Below are 16,537 nucleotides of genomic sequence, written 5' to 3' on the forward strand. Positions count from 1 at the left end.
AGGAGAATCTCATGCGAGTACAGGACATCTTCACCCGAGGAACCGTGCACATCCCGCAGGACCGCAATCTGCAGGAAGCCGCGCAGCAGATGCTGCACCAGCACGTGGGCGCGCTGATCGTCACCGACGGCGCCCCGGACAACCGCCTGCTGGGTATCGTCACCGACCGTGACATCGTGCTCAAGGCGGTGGCGGCCGGCTCGGCGCCGCGCTCCACGCTGGTGGCCGAGGTCATGAGCACCGGCGTGGCCTCGGTGGGCGAGAACGACGACCTCGTCGACGCGATGCAGGCCATGTTCACCCACGGCGTGCGCCGCCTGGCCGTGATGGGCGCGGGCGACGCGGTGGTGGGCGTGGTGTCGCTGGACGACGTGATCGAGGCGATGGTGCGTGACTGGGTGCTGCTGGCCAGCATCGTGCGCAGCGGCCAGCAGCGCGAACGTTCCGGAAGCGTGCAGTCGGCCTTGCATCCCTGAGGGCGCGGCATCCCCGAGGCCGGGGCCCGGCGAGCTCCGGCAGGATTTCCAAGCCTGGCCTACACTCGGCTGGTCCCGTGCGTCGCCGTCGATCGGGCAGCGCCCATGTGTAGTGCGCTGCGAAGCACGATGGCGGGCGACGTCCGCGGCCGTGGCGTGTGGCCGGACGACCAGCGCGCCGCCAGGAGCCGACGTGCGTGGTCGTCCGTGGTATGCCCGTACGGAGACCCCTCGCCATGCTTTCCAATCGCCTGCTGCAGCCCGCCGAACAGCGCCTGGCCGCGCTCCCGCTCTCGTGTGCCGTGCAACTTCCCGGAGGCCGGCGCATCGGGCCCGCCGAGGCCAGGCTGCGCCTGATCGTGCGCGACATGCGCACGCTGATGCACCTCGCGCAAGGCGCGATCGGGCGGCTGGCGGAGGACTACGTGGAAGGCCGCCTGGAGATCGAGGGGCGCCTGCGCGACCTGATGACCGCGGCGCCGGCGCTGCTGGGCAGCGACCCGACGGCGGCCGAGCAGGCCCCGCTTTCGCGCTGGGTGCAGCACTTGCGCCGCGGGCTGTGGGAGCGCACCCATCACAGCCGCACGCGCGACGCCTCGCAGATCCAGCACCACTACGACATCAGCGACGACTTCTACGCGCTGTGGCTGGATCCGCGGCGGGTGTATTCCTGCGCCTATTTCGCCGAGGATTCGATGAGCCTGGCGCAGGCGCAGGAGGCCAAGCTGGATCACATCTGCCGCAAGCTGCGCCTGCAACCGGGCGAACGCTTCATCGACATCGGCGCGGGCTGGGGCGGACTGCTGCTGTGGGCGGCCGAGCATTACGGGGTGGACGCCACCGGCATCACGCTGTCGCGCAACCAGCACGCCTACGTGAACCAGCTGATCGAGCGCAAGGGCCTGCAGGGGCGCGTGCGCATGCTGTTGCAGGACTACCGCGACGTCGACGAATCGCAGCCCTTCGACAAGGTGGCCTCGGTGGGCATGGTCGAGCATGTCGGGCGCCCCAACCTGCCGCTGTATTTCTCCAAGATCCGCAGCCTGCTGCGCCCGGGCGGCCTGGTGCTCAACCACGGCATCACCGCCGGCGGCACCGACAATCCGCAGCTCGCCGGAGGCATGGGGGATTTCATCGAGAAGTACATCTTCCCCGGCGGCCAGCTGGTGCACGTCGGCGTGATGATGGACACGCTGGCCCGCGGCGGGCTCGAACCGCTTGACACCGAATGCCTGCGCCCCCACTACGCGCGCACGCTGTGGTGCTGGGTGGACGCGCTGGAGTCGCAGCTGGACGAAGCCCGGCGCGTGCTGGGCGATCACGCCGACCGCGTGCTGCGGGCCTACCGCCTGTACCTGGCGGGCTCGGCCATGGGCTTCGAGCAGGGCTGGATCTCGCTGTTCCAGATCCTGGGCTCGCGCCCCAACGGCGTAGTGGAGAGCCGCGGCGAGGACAGCCCGCGCATCCGCGCCGCGCAAAGCGACTACCCCTTCCGCCGCGACTACATGTACACCCGCCCCGCCGCGGCCGCACCGGCCGAGCGCCAGGCCGAGGTGCCTGTTTCAGGCTTCTGACGAAGGCCACCTTTCAGATTGCTCGTTGAGCGCATCGACGCTCAAGCAATCTCGAGGCCCCTGAGCAGAGCCATGGCCGCTCCGTTCCACCTCGCACCCAGCAGGCTGCCCGGATTTGGCGCGTGAGTGGCTTTGCGCAGGCACAGCCGCCGGTCCCACCTAACCCCCTTGGGGGTTGGGGGATTTTGGGTCGACCCTGCAATTTCTTGAGGCTTCATTACTCATCAATTCTGATGCACAACCCACTGCTCATCGGCATTGCAAGCCGAGCCATGACAACCAGTTATTCCTGACTTGACGGCTTGGTTGAACCCAGCCATACAGGCTACTGCATAACTTATGGACCTATACGAAGCAGGCTTCATGAGCCCCCCTTCATTCCATTTGCACACACCAGCCTCGTACACGATCGACTCCACACTATATTGCGCCTCCTCGGATATATTATAATAATCAACATAACTTGATGGGTAGTATAGAACTCCTTTTGCAACATCCCCCTGCGCCGCATGCGGCTCAATGATCAGTGGAGAGGTCAGCGGCTCCGAAGGCTTTCGGAGCCCCAGGTCGGAGCTTTGCTCGGAATCCGGGACAAACGAAGTTGATGCTGGATGAATCGGTACCCACCGAAGCAACCGCCCCTCCGGGTCAACGGGATTTCCCGGAGGGAACGGTGGCTGTTGTCGCGTCCTGAAACCGCGTGCGGATCGAGGATCGGAAAATTCGCAGCTGAAACCATCCCCGACCACGCCCTTGAAGCGAACTTCGTATAGATCGGTATTGTCAACACCCCCGTATGATTCGCAAAGCTCTGCGTGATAACGATTTGCAACCGGGCTATGCGTTCCTGGCCGGAAGACCATACTCCCATCGGATTGAAGGACCGCGCCCCGAATAAGTTCGACAAGCGGAGGGCTTCTGGTCAATTTATAACCATCACGTTCAAGACCCGTGTCGAATTCGCCGGCAAAAGCCTGCGCCGCAGCACAGGAAGTTGCGACCAGCAATAGCCTTGAAATCTTGAACATGGCGCCAACTCCTGAATGGTGTTGCAGGGAGACTAGGACGCATGCATCCCTTCTCGCCACTCAAGAATCTTTTGACCATGATCACCGGGCTGCCTCGCGCGATTGCAAAAGTCGTACGAGGGCTGTTCAGTGCTTGGCGTGCCAGTCGTCGCCGTGCTTGCGGTAGCTTCTCTTGACCGCGGCCCAGGCCACCCTGAAGGCCAGGGTCTCGCGCTGCTCGCCGCGGTCGGCGTACTCGTCGAAGGCCGAGTTGAAGGCCTCGCGAAAAATGTCCTGCGCATGGCGAGGAAGGTGCTCGCGCACCGCGGCGGGGAGTTCCTGGTTGCTGGCGTAGGGCATCGCGCACTCCGGCACGCCGGCCGCGGCGGAGCAGCCGCCCGATGAAACAAGTGGTTACGATGCTAGCCCTCGCGCAGCGCCGGGACAAGAGGAATCCCGGTCGCGCGCAGGGAGGATGTGGAGGCCGCGAACGAATCGGCCTGGCCTTGCTGCAGCCTGAAGCGGGCCATCGCCTGCTGCAGGCCGGCGGCCTGCGCGCTCATCTGCTCGGCCGTGGCGGCCAGTTGCTCCGAGGCGGAGGCGCTTTGCTGGGTGGCGGCGCTGACCTGGGCCACCGCCTGGTTGATCTGCCCGATGCCCAGCGCCTGTTCGTCGCTGGCGGCATGGATCTCCTGCACCAGCTCGGAGGTCTTGAGAATTGCCGGCACCATTTGTTGCAGCAACTCGCCGGCGCCGGTCGCCTGGCGCACCGAGCCGCCGGCGAGTTCGCCGATCTCGCGCGCGGCCACCTGCGCGCGCTCGGCCAGCTTGCGCACCTCGGCGGCCACCACCGCGAAGCCCTTGCCGTGTTCGCCGGCGCGCGCTGCCTCGATGGCCGCGTTCAGCGCCAGCATGTTGGTCTGGTAGGCGATGTCGTCGACGATGCCGATGCGCTCGGCGATGGCCTGCATGTCGGCCACCGTGCGCTGCACCGCGTCGCCCCCGTCGCGCGCCTGCTGCGCGGCCAGCTGCGCGATGCCGGCCGTCACGCGGGCGTTGTCGGCGCTTTGCCGCACAGAGGCCGCCGATTGCTCCAGCGTGGCCGAGGTCTGCTCGATCGACGCCGCCTGTTCGGAGGCCCCCTGCGACAGCGACTGCGAGGTGCTGGACACCTGGGCGGAAGCGGCCGAGAGCTGGTTCGCGCCGGCCCGCACGGAGTCGATGGTCTGGGTCAGGCTGTCGACCATGGCGCCCAGCGCGCTCAGCAGTTGCCCCGTCTCGTCGCGCGCGCCCGCGGCCACGCGTACCGTGAGGTCGCCGGCGGCGACGCGGCCCGCCACCTGCACCGCCTGGGCCAGCGGGCGCGTGATCGCACGCACCAGCAGCAGGGTCAGGCCCAGGCCCAGCAGCAAGGCCGCTGCGCCGGCACCCGCGCCGACGCTCCACGCGCGCCGCGACGCGCCGTCCACGCGATGCAATACCTGCGCGTTGACCTGCTGCTGGTCGTGCATCAGGCCCAGCAGCCGGGCGCGGGTGTCGCGCCACGCGGGCGTCTCCTTCGCGTTGAGAAGTTGTACCGCCTGCGCCTGCTGCGTGGCGGCCAGCGCGACCACCTGGGCGGTCAGGCCCAGGTCCATGGCGTGCGAGGCGGCGACCCGCACGAGCACGCCGCTGCGCTGCGCATCCGCGCGCGCCAGTTCGCGCGCCCGCGCCAGCGCGTCGGCGAACCTGGCCTGGCCGGCCCGCAGGTTGGCGTAGGCCTTGCGGTTGGCGGGGTCGAGAACGATGTTGCGCAGGGCCTGTCCGCTTTGCAGGCCCTGCGCATACATGGTCTGCAAGGCCTGCCCGTAGGCGACCTCGTTGCGGATGTAGTCGCCGAAGGCGGCGCGCACCTGGCTCATGCCGGCCAGGCTCACGCCCAGCGCAACCAGGAACAGCAAGGACATGCCGCCGCTGGCGACGAGCAATTTGGTGCGGATCTTCAAGTTCCTGTACATGGCAGTCGAGGCTGGCACGCGGCCGGGATCACGAAGACTCCAACTCTATTACATATTTACTTTCTTATATATACATTGTCGGGTTTTCACGGAATCGGCGACGCGGCGCGGGGCGCCCTTCAGGCGCCGTAGCCGCGCAGCGCCTCCTCGGCGACCGGGGGCACGCTCCAGGACACACCGCGGCGCAGCAGGTCGTCGAAGTCCTCGGCGGCCAGCGGCCGGCCGAAATGCCAGCCCTGGAAGGCGTCGCAGCGGTGGCGGCGCAGGAACTCGAGCTGGGCCTCGGTCTCCACGCCCTCGGCCACCACCTCCAGCCCGAGGCCCTTGGCCATCGCCAGGATGGTCTGCACCACCATGGCGTCGTTGCGCACCTCCGGCAGGTTGCGCACGAAGGACTGGTCGATCTTCAGTTGTTCCAGCGGCAGCCGGGTCAGGTAGGACAGCGAGGAGCTTCCGGTGCCGAAGTCGTCCAGCGCGAAGCCCACGCCCGCGTCCTGCAAGGCGTCCATCTTCGCCACCGCCTCGTCGATGTTCTCCAGCATCAGGCTCTCGGTGATCTCCAGCTTGAGCCAGGAAGCCTCGACTCCGGCGTCGCGCAGGCAGCGCAGCACCGACTCGACGAAATCGCCCTGCCGGAACTGGCGCGAACTCACGTTGACGGCCAGGCGCATCGGGCGCTCGTGGAGCTCCACCCAGCGCCGCAGCTGCGCGCAGGCCATCTCCAGCACGCGCAGGCCCAGGGGCACGATCAGCCCGGTTTCCTCGGCCACGCCGATGAACACCCCCGGCGCGAGCAGGCCGCGCTGCGGATGGTTCCAGCGCACCAGCGCCTCGGCGCCGATCAGGTAGCCGTCGTCGTCGACCTGTGGCTGGTAGTGCAGCACCAGCTCGCCGCGCTCCAGGCCCGCGCGCAGGTCCGTCTCCAGCGCGTTGCGGGCGTTGAGCTCGGTCTGCATCTGCGGCTCGAAGAAACGCACGCTGTTGCGCCCGGCGTTCTTGGCCCTGTACATGGCCAGGTCGGCATGGCGCAGCACCGACTCCATGGTCGCGTCGCGCCCGCGAAACAGGGTAATGCCGATGCTGGCGGTGCAGTACAGCGACTGGGCCCCGAGCTGGTAGCGCCGCGCCAGTGCCTCGCGCAGGGTCTCGCCCACGCGCTCGGCGTGGCGCCCGGCGGCGATGGCGTCGCTGCCCAGGTCCTCCAGCAGCACGACGAACTCGTCGCCCCCGAAACGCGCCAGGGTATCGCCGGCGCGCAGCGCCGAGCGCATGCGCTCGGAGGCCTGCAGCAGCAGGTCGTCGCCGAAGTTGTGGCCCAGCGAGTCGTTGACCTTCTTGAAATGATCCAGGTCCAGCAGCAGCACCGCCGCATGCTCCTCGCTGCGCCGGCTGGCCGCCAGCGCGTGCTCGATGCGGTCGTGCAGCAGGCGCCGGTTGGGCAGATCGGTCAGCGGATCGAAATAGGCCAGGCGGTGGATCTCGCGCTGGGCCTCCTTCTCGCGGCTGATGTCGGACAGGGTGCCGACGTAGTGCGTGACTTCTCCGGCGCCGTTGCGCACGGCGGAGAAGGTCATCCAGGCGCTGTACAAGGAGCCGTCGCGGCGGCGGTTGACCACCTCGCCCTGCCAGTAGCCTTCCTCGCGGATCAGGCGCCATACCCGCCGGCGCAAGGCGTCGTCGCCGCCGGTGGACAGCAGCACCGTGCTCGATTCCTCGCAGGCCTGCTTCTGCGTATGCCCGGTGATCGCGGTGAAGGCCTGGTTGACGCGCTGGATGTTGCCGGCGGCGTCCAGCACTACCAGGCCTTCCTGGGACTCGAAGGCGATGGAGCTGATGCGCAGCTCGTCCTCGGCGAGCTTGCGCTCGGTGATGTCCACGACGCTGAGCACCCATTGCGCCGGCGCTTCGCCCTCCCCCGCGGCGGCGAGTTCGGCGATGTCGCATTCGGCCCAGAACCCATGCCCGTCCGCCCCCTGCAGGCGCAGTTGCAACGGCGCGGCGTCGGCCGCGACCGCATGGGCGCGGCGCCGCGCGAGGGCCGGCAGGTCCTGCTCGTGCACGATGTCGTCCAGGCTCCTGCCCACCACCTCGCCCAGCATCTGGCGGGCCTGGCGGTTGCCCTGCAGCACCGTGCCGCTTTCGCGGTCCACGCCGAGCAGGCCGCACGGCGTGCTGTCGAACAGGCTGCGGAACTTGTGCTCGGAGGCGGCCAGCGCGGCATGCGCCTGCTGCAGCTCGCGCCGGTCGCTGGCCTCCTGCAGCGCGCGGGCCAGGGCCTCGGGGATGCGCGCGACCGCGTCCTTGGCGACGAAGTCGGTGAGTCCGGCGCGCAACAACTCCACCGCGCGTTCCTCGCCGATGGAGCCCGACACCAGCAGCACGGGCAGCAGGGGATCGGCCGCGCGCACCATGCGCACGATGCGCGCGATGTCCATGCCCGGCAGGTGGTAGTCGGTGAGCACCGCGTCCCAGGGTTCCCGCAGGGCCTGCTCCAGGGCCTGGTCGTCCTCGACGTGGAGGCAGCGCCCGAGCACCCCGCGGCGTTCCAGCTGGCGGCGCAGGAGCAGGTAGTCGGCCGGGCTGTCCTCGATGATGAGTACGTCGAACAGGGGCTTCATCGCGCAGGCCCCGTCCGGCGTTCACGCTCCCCCTGGCAAGCCCCGCGCCGGCCCCTCGGGGCTGGCACCGCATGGTTGTTGTGTCGGTCCATCTTGTTCCAGGCTCGCAACGAATCGCACCCAAACGGCAAGACGGCGCAACACCCGGACAGGCATGCGCCGATGGATCCTTGGTTGATGGCCACAACTGTATACGACTCCGCTGACTTGCACCGAAGTCTCGCGGCGGCCGGGGGCCCGGGCCGAACACGCCCCGGCGCGGGCCCCGGCGCCCGGCGTGGAGCCCAAACGCCACGCGCTCAGCGCGCGGGCGCGGGCGCGGCCTCGAGCTCGAGCAGCGCGAGCTTGCGCGCCACGCCGCCGGCGTAGCCGCGCAGCGCGCCGTCGCTGCCCAGCACGCGATGGCAGGGCAGCAGCAGCAGCAGGGGGTTGGCCCCCACCGCCCGCCCCACCGCGCGCGCGTGCTCGGCGCCCAGGCCCAGGCGCGCGGCGAGTTGCGCGTAGCCCACGCGCTCGCCGTAGCCCAGGGTCTCGAGCTCGCGCCACACGCGGCGCGCGAATTCGCTTCCGCGGGGCTCCAGCGCGAACTCGAAGCGGCGCCTGCGTCCGCCGAGGTATTCATCGACCTGGCGCGCCACCTCGGCCACCAGCGGGGGCGCCGAGGCATCGGCGTCGCAGGCCAGCTGCGCCAGGGTGCCGGGCGCGGCGTCCTCGAACAGCAGCGCGCCCACGGACTGCCCGCGCAGGCCCAGCAGCATCGGCCCCAGGCGCCCGGGAATGCGCCACCAGGCCAGCGCCTGCGTGGCAGCCGGCAGGCGCCGCTGCGCCGCGCGCGCGGACGCTGCCGGGGACAGGGGCAAGGTTTCGCGGGTGTTCACGATCGGATCTCCGGGAGTCGCTGCGCATCCCCATGCGCATCGCCATGGACATTCGCAGGCGCCTTCGCCGGGACCTGCGGCCGCCGCGCGGGCGGCCGCAGGGCCGCGGCCGGCGCAGCCGCCGGCGCGGCCTGGCGCGCCAGGTACATCGCGGCGTAGGCGCGCCAGGGGCGCCAGGCCTGCGCCCGCTGCAGCAGCGCATCGGCATCGGCGCAACCCGCGGCGAGCTGCAGCGCCGGGTCCTGCGCGGGGAAGGCGTCGGGCCAGCCCAGGGCCTGCATGGCCACCCACTGCGGCGTGGCCCCATCCATGCCGGCCAGTTCCTGCAGCGCCTGCACCGTGGGCTCCAGCGGGGCCCAGGGCTGCAGGTCCAGCAGCCCGGCGCGCAGCTGCGCCGCGGCCGCCAGCAGCGCACGCGCGCCGCCCAGGGACATGCCGCAGGCGAGCAAGGCGGCCTCGTCGGCTCCGGCCAGGTCCTGGGCGCGCGGGAACAGCGCCTGCAGGCCGGGCGGCGCGCCGTCGAGGACGCCGGCCTGCGGCTGGGGCGCGAACCGGCGGGCGATGCAGGCCAGCACCGCCGGAGCGGCCGCGCCCTCGCGGCGCACCAGCGCACGCACCAGGGTCTCGAATCCGTCGGGCGCCCCGGGCACGCGCATGCCGGGGGCCCCCCGCGCCAGTTCGCCGAGGCGCTCCTGGACGGCCGCCGGGCTGGCTCCCAGGTCGAACATGCGCCGCAGGCGCGCCAGCAGCAGCGCCACGGCCGGTGCCAGGTTGACGCTGGCGCGCACCCGCAGGCAGCAGGCGCCGGCGTCGTCGCGCACCTGCACCCAGCCCTCGCAGGGGCCTCGGGGTCCGTCCAGGCGCAGCGTGCGCGCGTAGCGTCTGTCCTCCACCCGCTCGACCCCGGGCAGCGCCAGCGCGCGGGCCTGCTCCAGCCAGGCGGACCAGTCCAGCGGGGGGCGGTAGGGCAGCACCAGCTCCAGCGCGGCCTGCGCGCGCGCACTGGCGCCGCGGCGGATGCGCTGGGCGCTCAAGCCCCAGCGCTGCGCCAGCACCGCGTGGAAACGCCGCAGGCTGCGAAAACCGCAGGCCAGCGCAACCTCGGACACGGGCAGCGTGGTCTGGGTCAGGCATTGCTTGGCCAGCAGCAGGCGCTGGGTCTGCGCCAGCTCCAGCATGGACACGCCGTACTCGGCGCGGAACAGGCGCCGCAGGTGCCGGGCGCTGACCCCGACGCGCGCGGCCAGCTGCGCGGTATCGGCATGGTCCAGGAAACCCTGCTCGATGAGCAGCGCCGCGGCCTGCGCGAGCCGGCCGGGAATGTCGGGCAGGCCCCAGCCGGGGGCCAGCTCGGGGCGGCAGCGCAGGCAGGGGCGGTAGCCGGCCTTGTCGGCGGCGGCCGCGCTGGGAAAGAATTGGCAGTGCTCGGGGCGCGGCGTGCGCACCGCGCAGATCGGGCGGCAATAGACCCCGGTGCTCGACACTCCGACGAAAAACCGCCCGTCGAAGCGCCGGTCGCGCGAGCGCAGCGCGTCGAAGCATTGTTGGGGATCGAGTTCCATGACCTCACTGTAGACCCGGCGCGCCGCCTCGGCGCGCCGGATCCGGACCTGCGATCCCCGCGGCGCCGCTCAGGCGTAGCCGCCGATGCGTCCTTCGCGGAAGTCGCGCACGGCCTCGAAGATCTCCTGTTGCGTGTTCATCACGAAGGGGCCGTATTGCACGATGGGCTCGCGCAGCGGGCGTCCCGCGACCAGCAGCGCGCGCGTGTCCGCCGAAGCCTCCAGCACCACGCCGTCGGATGGCGCGTCGTTGGCCAGGATGGCCATGCGCTGCGCCGGAACCGACTGGCCCGCGATCGCCAGTTCGCCGCGGTAGACGTAGACGAAGGCGTTGTGGCCGGCATCCAGCGGCTGCTCGAAGCGGCTGCCCGCGGGCAGATGCAGGTCGAGGTACAGGGGCTGCGTGGTGTCGCGCTGCACGGCGCCGGCCACGCCGCCGCTGTGCCCGGCGAGCACCGCCACTTCCACCCCCTGCGCGGTGCGCAGGCGCGGGATGTCCTGCGCCTGCACGTCGCGGTACCAGGGATCGCGCAGCTTGTCGGCCGCCGGCAGGTTCAGCCACAGCTGGAAGCCTTCCATGACCCCGCTTTCCTGCTGGGGAATCTCGGAGTGCACGACGCCGCGCCCGGCGGTCATCCACTGCATGCCGCCGTTTTGCAGCAGGCCTTCGTTCCCCGCGCTGTCGCGGTGCAGCATGCGCCCGGCGATCATGTAGGTGATGGTCTCGAATCCCCGGTGCGGATGATCGGGAAAGCCGGCGATGTAGTCGTCCGGGTTGTCGCTGCCGAAGGCGTCGAGCATCAGGAAGGGGTCGAGGCGGCGCTGCAGATCCTGCGTGAGCACGCGGGTCAGGCGCACGCCGGCGCCGTCCGAGGTGGGCTGCCCGCGCACCAGGCGTTCCACGGTGCGCGCACGGCGCACCGGCGAGACGGCGTCGGTATCGGGCATCGGGGAGGTGTCGAGGGCTTGCATGGCGGATGACTCCAGTGGCTTCCGGCGCGCCGCGCCGGCGGGGTTGGAAGCGCGAGAAAGACTCAGGACAACACGGATTCCAGATCGGCCTGGGCCTGCGCGAGGGCCTGCTCGGCGGCCTCCGGGCCCATCGCGAAGCCCTCGGCGTAGATGAAGCGCAGGTCGGTCATGCCCAGGAAGCCGAGCACGGTCTTCAGGTACGGCACCTGGGCGTCGGCCGCGGTGTCGCGGTAGCGTCCGCCGCGCGCCAGCGCCAGGTACACGGTCTTGCCGCTCAGCAAACCCTGCGGGCCGCTCTCGGTGTAGCGGAAGGTGACGCCGGCGCGGGCGATGGCGTCGATCCAGTTCTTCAGCTGGGAGGGTACGCCGAAGTTGTACATGGGCACGCCGATCACCAGCACGTCGTGCGCCTGCACCTCCTGGATCAGCGCGTCGTCCAGCGCCACGCGCGCGGCCTGCTCGGCGCTGCGCTTGTCGGCAGGAGTGAACAGCGCGCCCAGCGCGGCCTCGTCCAACATGGGATGGGGAGTGGCCGCCAGGTCGCGCAGGCTCAGGCGGGCCTGCGGCTCACGCTGCAGCAGGCGCTGCGTGACCATGTCGGCGATACGGGTGGAATTGGCGCCTTCGCGCCGGGCGCTGGCGTTGATCTGCAGGATGTTCATGCCTACTCCGTTTCGGGGTTCAGGGCGGCGCGGCGGATTGCCGCGCGCCATGAAACGAAATCTAGGCGTTCCGCCTTTGATTTATAAGACGGCCAAATGGATAATACTGTTCCACCCATGGGACAATCCACCGACCTATCCGGCATCGAGCCCAACGATCTGCTGCTGTTCGCGCGGGTCGCCGAACTCGGCAGCCTCAGCCGCGCGGCCGCGCGCATGGGCTGGCCGAAGTCCACCGTGTCGCGGCGCCTGGCCCAGCTCGAGCGCCGCCTCGGGGAACGCCTGCTGCTGCGCACCACCCGGCGCCAGACCCTGACCGAATTCGGGCAGTTGCTGCTCGAGCACGCGCGCGTCGTGGCCTCCGAGGTGGAAGCGGTGGCCCTGCTGGGCGAGCAACGCCGGGCCGAACCCTCGGGCCGCCTGCGGGTATCGATGCCGGCGGATTTCGCCAACCTGCTGCTGGCCGACAGCCTGGCGGCCTTCGTCGCGCTGCATCCGCGCCTGAGCCTGGAGCTGGACCTGTCGCCGCGGCGCGTGGACCTGCTGGCCGAAGGCTTCGACCTGGCCGTGCGCATGGGCGAACTGCCCGACGACGCCTACCTCGCGGCGCGCGCGCTGGCACGCTTTTCCAACGGGCTGTACGCGTCGCCGGACTATCTGGCCGAGCACGGTGAACCCCGCCATCCGGATGAACTGGCCGGGCACGCCGCCGTGCATCTGCTGACCCGGCAGGGCACCGGCATGCCCTGGCTGCTGCAGCAGGGCGGACACATCTGGCAGGGCCTGCCGCCGGGCCGCGCCAGCGCGAACTCCCCCGAACTGCTGCTGCGCCTGGCCCGCGCCGGAACCGGCATCGCGGGGCTGCCCGATCCCTTCGCCCAGGCCAGCGTGCAACGGGGCCTGTTGCGCCGCGTGCTGCCGGGCTGGAGCCTGCCGCTGCATACCGCGTGGGCCGTGTTCCCCGGCCGCAACCCCATGCCGGCGCGCACGCGAGCCTTCGTGGACATGCTGCTGGCTGCCCTCGGCCCGCTGCGCGCGGGCGCCGCGCCGGGCGCCTGGCCGGGCGCCTGAGACGCGGGACAAGGTCATCAACCGCGTGCTACACACCTGGGGCGCGCATGCTCGTGCGCATGCGCGTGCCCGCCCAGGAGTTGCCCCATGTCCCTGCCGTCCCCGGCATCCCCGCCGCCCCGCCCTCCCCGATCCCCGGCGTCGCAGCGCCCGCCCTTCCCCGGCGGCCGCGCGCTCGCGGGCGCGGGCCTGGCCGGCCTGCTCGCGGTGCTGGCCTGCATCGCCTGGATCGATGCTCCGCTGGCCGTCTGGGTGCACCAGTCCGGCCTGCCGTCCCATCGCTGGCTGCTCGATCTGACCGACCTGCCCGTGGCCTACGGCGCCGCGGCGGCGCTGGTGTTGCTGCTCACGCCCTTGCGCCTGGCCGTGGGCGGCACCCCGAGGCGCGCCGAGCGCGTATTGCTGGCCATGAGCGTGTCGCTGGCGCTGGCCTCGCTGCTCAAGCAGGTGCTGAAGGTGGTGTTCGGAAGGGCGTGGCCCGAGACCTGGATCGGCGGCAACCTGTCGCTGATCCACGACCACTACTACGCCTTTCGCTGGTTCCAGCTCGGCCATGGCTACCAGTCCTTCCCCTCCGGGCACAGCAGCCTGGCCTTCGGCGCGATGAGCGTGCTGTGGCTGGCCTGCCCCCGGCTGCGCGGGCCGGCGGCACTGGCCTGCCTGCTGCCGGTGATCGGCCTGCTGGGCATGGACTACCACTTCCTGGGCGACCTGCTGGCCGGTGCGTTGCTGGGCAGCGCCTGCGGCCTGTACGTGTGGCGCGCGGCGCTGCGCCTGAGGTCCTGAGGCGGCCGCGCCGGGCAAGGTGCGCTGTGCGTATCCCGGGAATCCTTTGCTCCAGGACAAGGCATCACGGATTTGGCACGCCGCGCGCGCGGGAATGCGCCTAGCCTTCGGGGCAAGAGCGGCCCTGCCCGCCGGGCGCCCCGGCGCCCACCCCGCCTTGCCGATGCCTCGCCGACGACTCGCCATGCTCCCGACCACCCCACCAGCCTCCCCGGAGTCCTCCGCCTCCCCCGCCTCCCCCGCCTCCCCCGCCGCCCCCGCATCCCCCGCTCCACCCGAGCGCTCCGCCGGCGAGGCCGACCCCGCACGGGAAAGCATCGAGCAGACCCTGGCGCGCCTGCAGGCCACGCGCAAGGGCCTGAGCGTCAGCGAGGCGCGCCGCCGCCTGGAGCGCTTCGGCCCCAACGCGCTGCCGCGCCCCCACGTCAGCGCGCTGTTGCGCCTGCTCGGCTATTTCTGGGGCCCGATCCCGTGGATGATCGAGGCGGCAGCGCTGTTGTCGGCACTGGTGCGCCACTGGCCGGACTTCGGCATCATCGTCACCCTGCTGGTGTTCAACGCGGCCGTGGGCTTCTGGCAGGAATCCAAGGCGTCCAGCGCGCTGGACGCGCTGAACCGGCAGTTGGCGCTGCGCTGCCGCGCCCTGCGCGACGGCGCCTGGTGCGAGCTCGACCCGGCGCAGCTGGTGCCCGGCGACGTGGTGCGGGTGCGCCTGGGCGACATCGTGCCCGCGGACCTCAAGCTGATCGAGGGCGACTTTCTCAGCGTCGACCAGTCGGCGCTGACCGGCGAGTCGCTGCCGGTGGATCGGCGCGTGGGAGATCTCGTGTACTCGGGCTCCATCGCCCGTCAGGGCGAGATGCTCGGCGTGGTGCACGCCACCGGGCCGCAAAGCTATCTCGGGCGTACCGCCGCGCTGGTGGCCAAGGCGGGCGCCGTGTCGCATTTCCAGAAGGCCGTGCTGTCGATCGGGGACTACCTGATCTATCTCAGCCTGGGCCTGGTCGCGCTGCTGGTGCTGGTCGAGTTGCAGCGCGGCATGCCGTGGATGGAACTGCTGCAGTTCGCGCTGATCCTCACCGTGGCCTCGATCCCGGTGGCCATGCCGGCCGTGCTGTCGGTGACCATGGCGCTGGGGGCGCTGGCCTTGTCCAAGGACAAGGCCATCGTCGCGCGACTGGAGTCGATCGAGGAGATGGCCGCGGTCGACGTGCTGTGCACCGACAAGACCGGCACGCTGACCCGCAACCGTCTGGGCCTGGGCGAACCGCTCGTGCTGGCCGCCGCCGACGCCGCGGCCTTGAACCTGCACGCCGCGCAGTCCAGCCGCGCCGGCGACGGCGACGCCATCGACGAGGCGATCCACGCCGCCCAGCCGGAGCTTCCCGCCGGCTGGAGCCCGCAGCATTTCCAGCCCTTCGACCCGGTCGGCAAGCGCAGCGAGGGCGACTGGCGTGACCCGCAGGGCGCGGCCTGGAGCTTCAGCAAGGGCGCGCCCCAGGTCATGCTGGACCTGTGCGCGGTGGATGCGCCCACCCGCTCCCGCGCGCAGGACTGGATCGACCGCCAGGCCGCGCGCGGCCTGCGCACCCTGGGCGTGGCCAGCCGCCGCGGCGACGAGGCCTGGCGCCTGGACGGCCTGCTGTCGCTGCTCGACCCGCCGCGGGAGGATTCGGCGCGCACCATCGCCGAGGCCCGCGCCCACGGCATCGCCGTGAAGATGGTGACGGGCGACAACCTGGCCATCGCCCGCGAGATCGGCGGGCAACTGGGCATCGGGCGCAACATCCTGCCGGCTGATGCGGTGTTCGGCGGCGACGCCGCGCAGGCCGCGGCGCTGCCGCAGCGGGTGACCGAGGCCGACGGCTTCGCGCAGGTATTCCCGGAGCACAAGTACGGCATCGTCAAGGCCCTGCAGGACGCCGGGCACCGCGTGGCCATGACCGGCGACGGGGTCAACGACGCCCCCGCGCTCAAGCAGGCCGACGTGGGCATCGCGGTGTCGGGCGCCACCGATGCGGCGCGCGCGGCCGCGGCGCTGATCCTCACCGCCCCGGGGCTGTCCACCATCGTCAAGGCGGTGGAGGAGGCGCGGCGCATCTTCGAGCGCATGAACAGCTACGCGGTGTACCGGATCACCGAGACCATCCGCATCATGGTGTTCGTCGTGCTGGCGATGCTGGTCTACGGCTTCTATCCCGTCACCGCGGTGATGATCATCCTGCTGGCCTTGTTCAACGACCTGCCGATCATGAGCATCGCCTACGACCGCACCGCCGTGGACCCGGCGCCGGTGCGCTGGGACATGCGCCGCGTGCTCACCGTCTCCACGGTCATGGGCCTGACCGGCACCGTCGGAAGCTTCCTGATGCTGTACCTGGCGCTGAACTGGCTGCACCTGCCGATTCCGCAGGTGCAGACCTACATCTTTCTCAAGATGGCGGTCGCCGGTCACCTCACGCTGTTCGTCTCCCGAACCCGCGGCGCCTACTGGCGCCGGCCGTACCCGGCGCCGCTCATGCTGTGGTCGGCGCTGCTGACCAAGCTGGCAGCCACGCTGCTGTGCGCCTGGGGCCTCGGACTGGTCGCACCCATCGGCTGGGCGGACATCGCGCTGATCTGGGGCTACTCGGTCGCCTGGTCGCTGCTCACGGACTTGGCCAAACGCGCGGTCTACCGCCGGCTCGCGCATGCCTCGCCGAGCCACCTGCGCTTTCTCGAAGGGCTCAAGCGCCCCCTCGCGCCGGGGCATCGCTATCATTGATGGACGCGCACGCGGCCCTTCGGCTCGCCGAAGCCTCCCGCGCGCCGCCCGAGTCCGCGCGGTACAAGCATCCCCGGTGACGTTCCGCTGCGAATTCTTGCAGCAGGTAACGTGCCTTCCGGGGCACAATCGAGTGTTTGCGGTGTCCCTCGACGGGCATCGGCCCGCGC

The 16,537-nt window shown here is 70.8% G+C and carries 13 protein-coding genes; 5 read left to right on the plus strand and 8 right to left on the minus strand.

Translation table 11 applies throughout. From position 1 onward, the window contains the following. Positions 1 to 11: 11 nt before the first annotated feature. Together D466_RS0111185 and D466_RS0111190 are read left to right on the plus strand one after the other, a co-directional pair. Positions 12 to 476, plus strand: a complete 465-nt coding sequence (locus D466_RS0111185) for a CBS domain-containing protein (RefSeq protein WP_018913804.1) — start codon at positions 12 to 14, stop codon at positions 474 to 476. A 236-nt stretch (positions 477 to 712) separates the two neighbouring features. Further along, entirely contained in the window at positions 713 to 2,050 is a 1,338-nt protein-coding gene (locus D466_RS0111190; RefSeq protein WP_018913805.1) for a class I SAM-dependent methyltransferase, read from the plus strand. A 224-nt stretch (positions 2,051 to 2,274) separates the two neighbouring features. Here the strand turns inward: D466_RS0111190 and D466_RS23935 are convergent, their stop codons facing one another. The 8 genes from D466_RS23935 to D466_RS0111225 all read right to left on the minus strand — a co-directional run bounded on the left by D466_RS23935 (position 2,275) and on the right by D466_RS0111225 (position 11,746). After that, the gene (locus D466_RS23935) at positions 2,275 to 3,078 is read right to left on the minus strand and encodes a hypothetical protein (RefSeq protein WP_156004210.1); all 804 of its coding nucleotides are present in this window, start codon (positions 3,076 to 3,078) and stop codon (positions 2,275 to 2,277) included. A 126-nt stretch (positions 3,079 to 3,204) separates the two neighbouring features. Beyond that, positions 3,205 to 3,417, minus strand: a complete 213-nt coding sequence (locus D466_RS0111195) for a ChaB family protein (RefSeq protein WP_018913806.1) — start codon at positions 3,415 to 3,417, stop codon at positions 3,205 to 3,207. Between the two features lie 62 nt (positions 3,418 to 3,479). Beyond that, positions 3,480 to 5,054: a methyl-accepting chemotaxis protein gene (locus tag D466_RS23335; RefSeq protein WP_156004212.1), complete on the minus strand. Its 1,575-nt coding sequence runs from the start codon at positions 5,052 to 5,054 to the stop codon at positions 3,480 to 3,482. Between the two features lie 119 nt (positions 5,055 to 5,173). Continuing rightward, positions 5,174 to 7,672 carry an EAL domain-containing protein gene (locus tag D466_RS21505; protein WP_018913808.1) on the minus strand — a complete coding sequence of 833 codons (2,499 nt, stop codon included), beginning with the start codon at positions 7,670 to 7,672 and terminating at the stop codon, positions 5,174 to 5,176. 299 nt (positions 7,673 to 7,971) lie between these two features. After that, a complete protein-coding gene (locus D466_RS22845; RefSeq protein ID WP_018913809.1) occupies positions 7,972 to 8,550 on the minus strand; it encodes a methylated-DNA--[protein]-cysteine S-methyltransferase in 579 nt (192 codons plus the stop codon). Continuing rightward, entirely contained in the window at positions 8,547 to 10,112 is a 1,566-nt protein-coding gene (locus D466_RS21515; protein ID WP_018913810.1) for a bifunctional transcriptional activator/DNA repair enzyme AdaA, read from the minus strand. Before D466_RS21515 ends, D466_RS22845 begins: the two co-directional genes overlap by 4 nt. Positions 10,113 to 10,181: 69 nt before the next feature. After that, complete coding sequence (locus D466_RS0111220) at positions 10,182 to 11,084, minus strand: pirin family protein (protein WP_018913811.1); 903 nt, start codon at positions 11,082 to 11,084, stop codon at positions 10,182 to 10,184. Positions 11,085 to 11,146: 62 nt separating this feature from the next. Next, complete coding sequence (locus D466_RS0111225) at positions 11,147 to 11,746, minus strand: FMN-dependent NADH-azoreductase (RefSeq protein ID WP_018913812.1); 600 nt, start codon at positions 11,744 to 11,746, stop codon at positions 11,147 to 11,149. A 117-nt stretch (positions 11,747 to 11,863) separates the two neighbouring features. Here D466_RS0111225 and D466_RS0111230 point away from each other — a divergent pair, with 117 nt between their 5' ends. The 3 genes from D466_RS0111230 (at position 11,864) to D466_RS0111240 (ending at position 16,367) form a co-directional block, all read left to right on the plus strand. Further along, a complete protein-coding gene (locus tag D466_RS0111230) occupies positions 11,864 to 12,817 on the plus strand; it encodes a LysR family transcriptional regulator (protein WP_018913813.1) in 954 nt (317 codons plus the stop codon). Positions 12,818 to 12,904: 87 nt separating this feature from the next. Further along, positions 12,905 to 13,603, plus strand: a complete 699-nt coding sequence (locus D466_RS22850; protein WP_018913814.1) for a phosphatase PAP2 family protein — start codon at positions 12,905 to 12,907, stop codon at positions 13,601 to 13,603. Positions 13,604 to 13,787: 184 nt separating this feature from the next. Then, positions 13,788 to 16,367, plus strand: a complete 2,580-nt coding sequence (locus D466_RS0111240; protein ID WP_018913815.1) for a plasma-membrane proton-efflux P-type ATPase — start codon at positions 13,788 to 13,790, stop codon at positions 16,365 to 16,367. Positions 16,368 to 16,537 lie beyond the last annotated feature (170 nt).

Origin of the sequence: Thiomonas sp. FB-6 (assembly GCF_000377645.1) — a bacterium.
Taxonomy (GTDB): domain Bacteria; phylum Pseudomonadota; class Gammaproteobacteria; order Burkholderiales; family Burkholderiaceae_C; genus Thiomonas_A.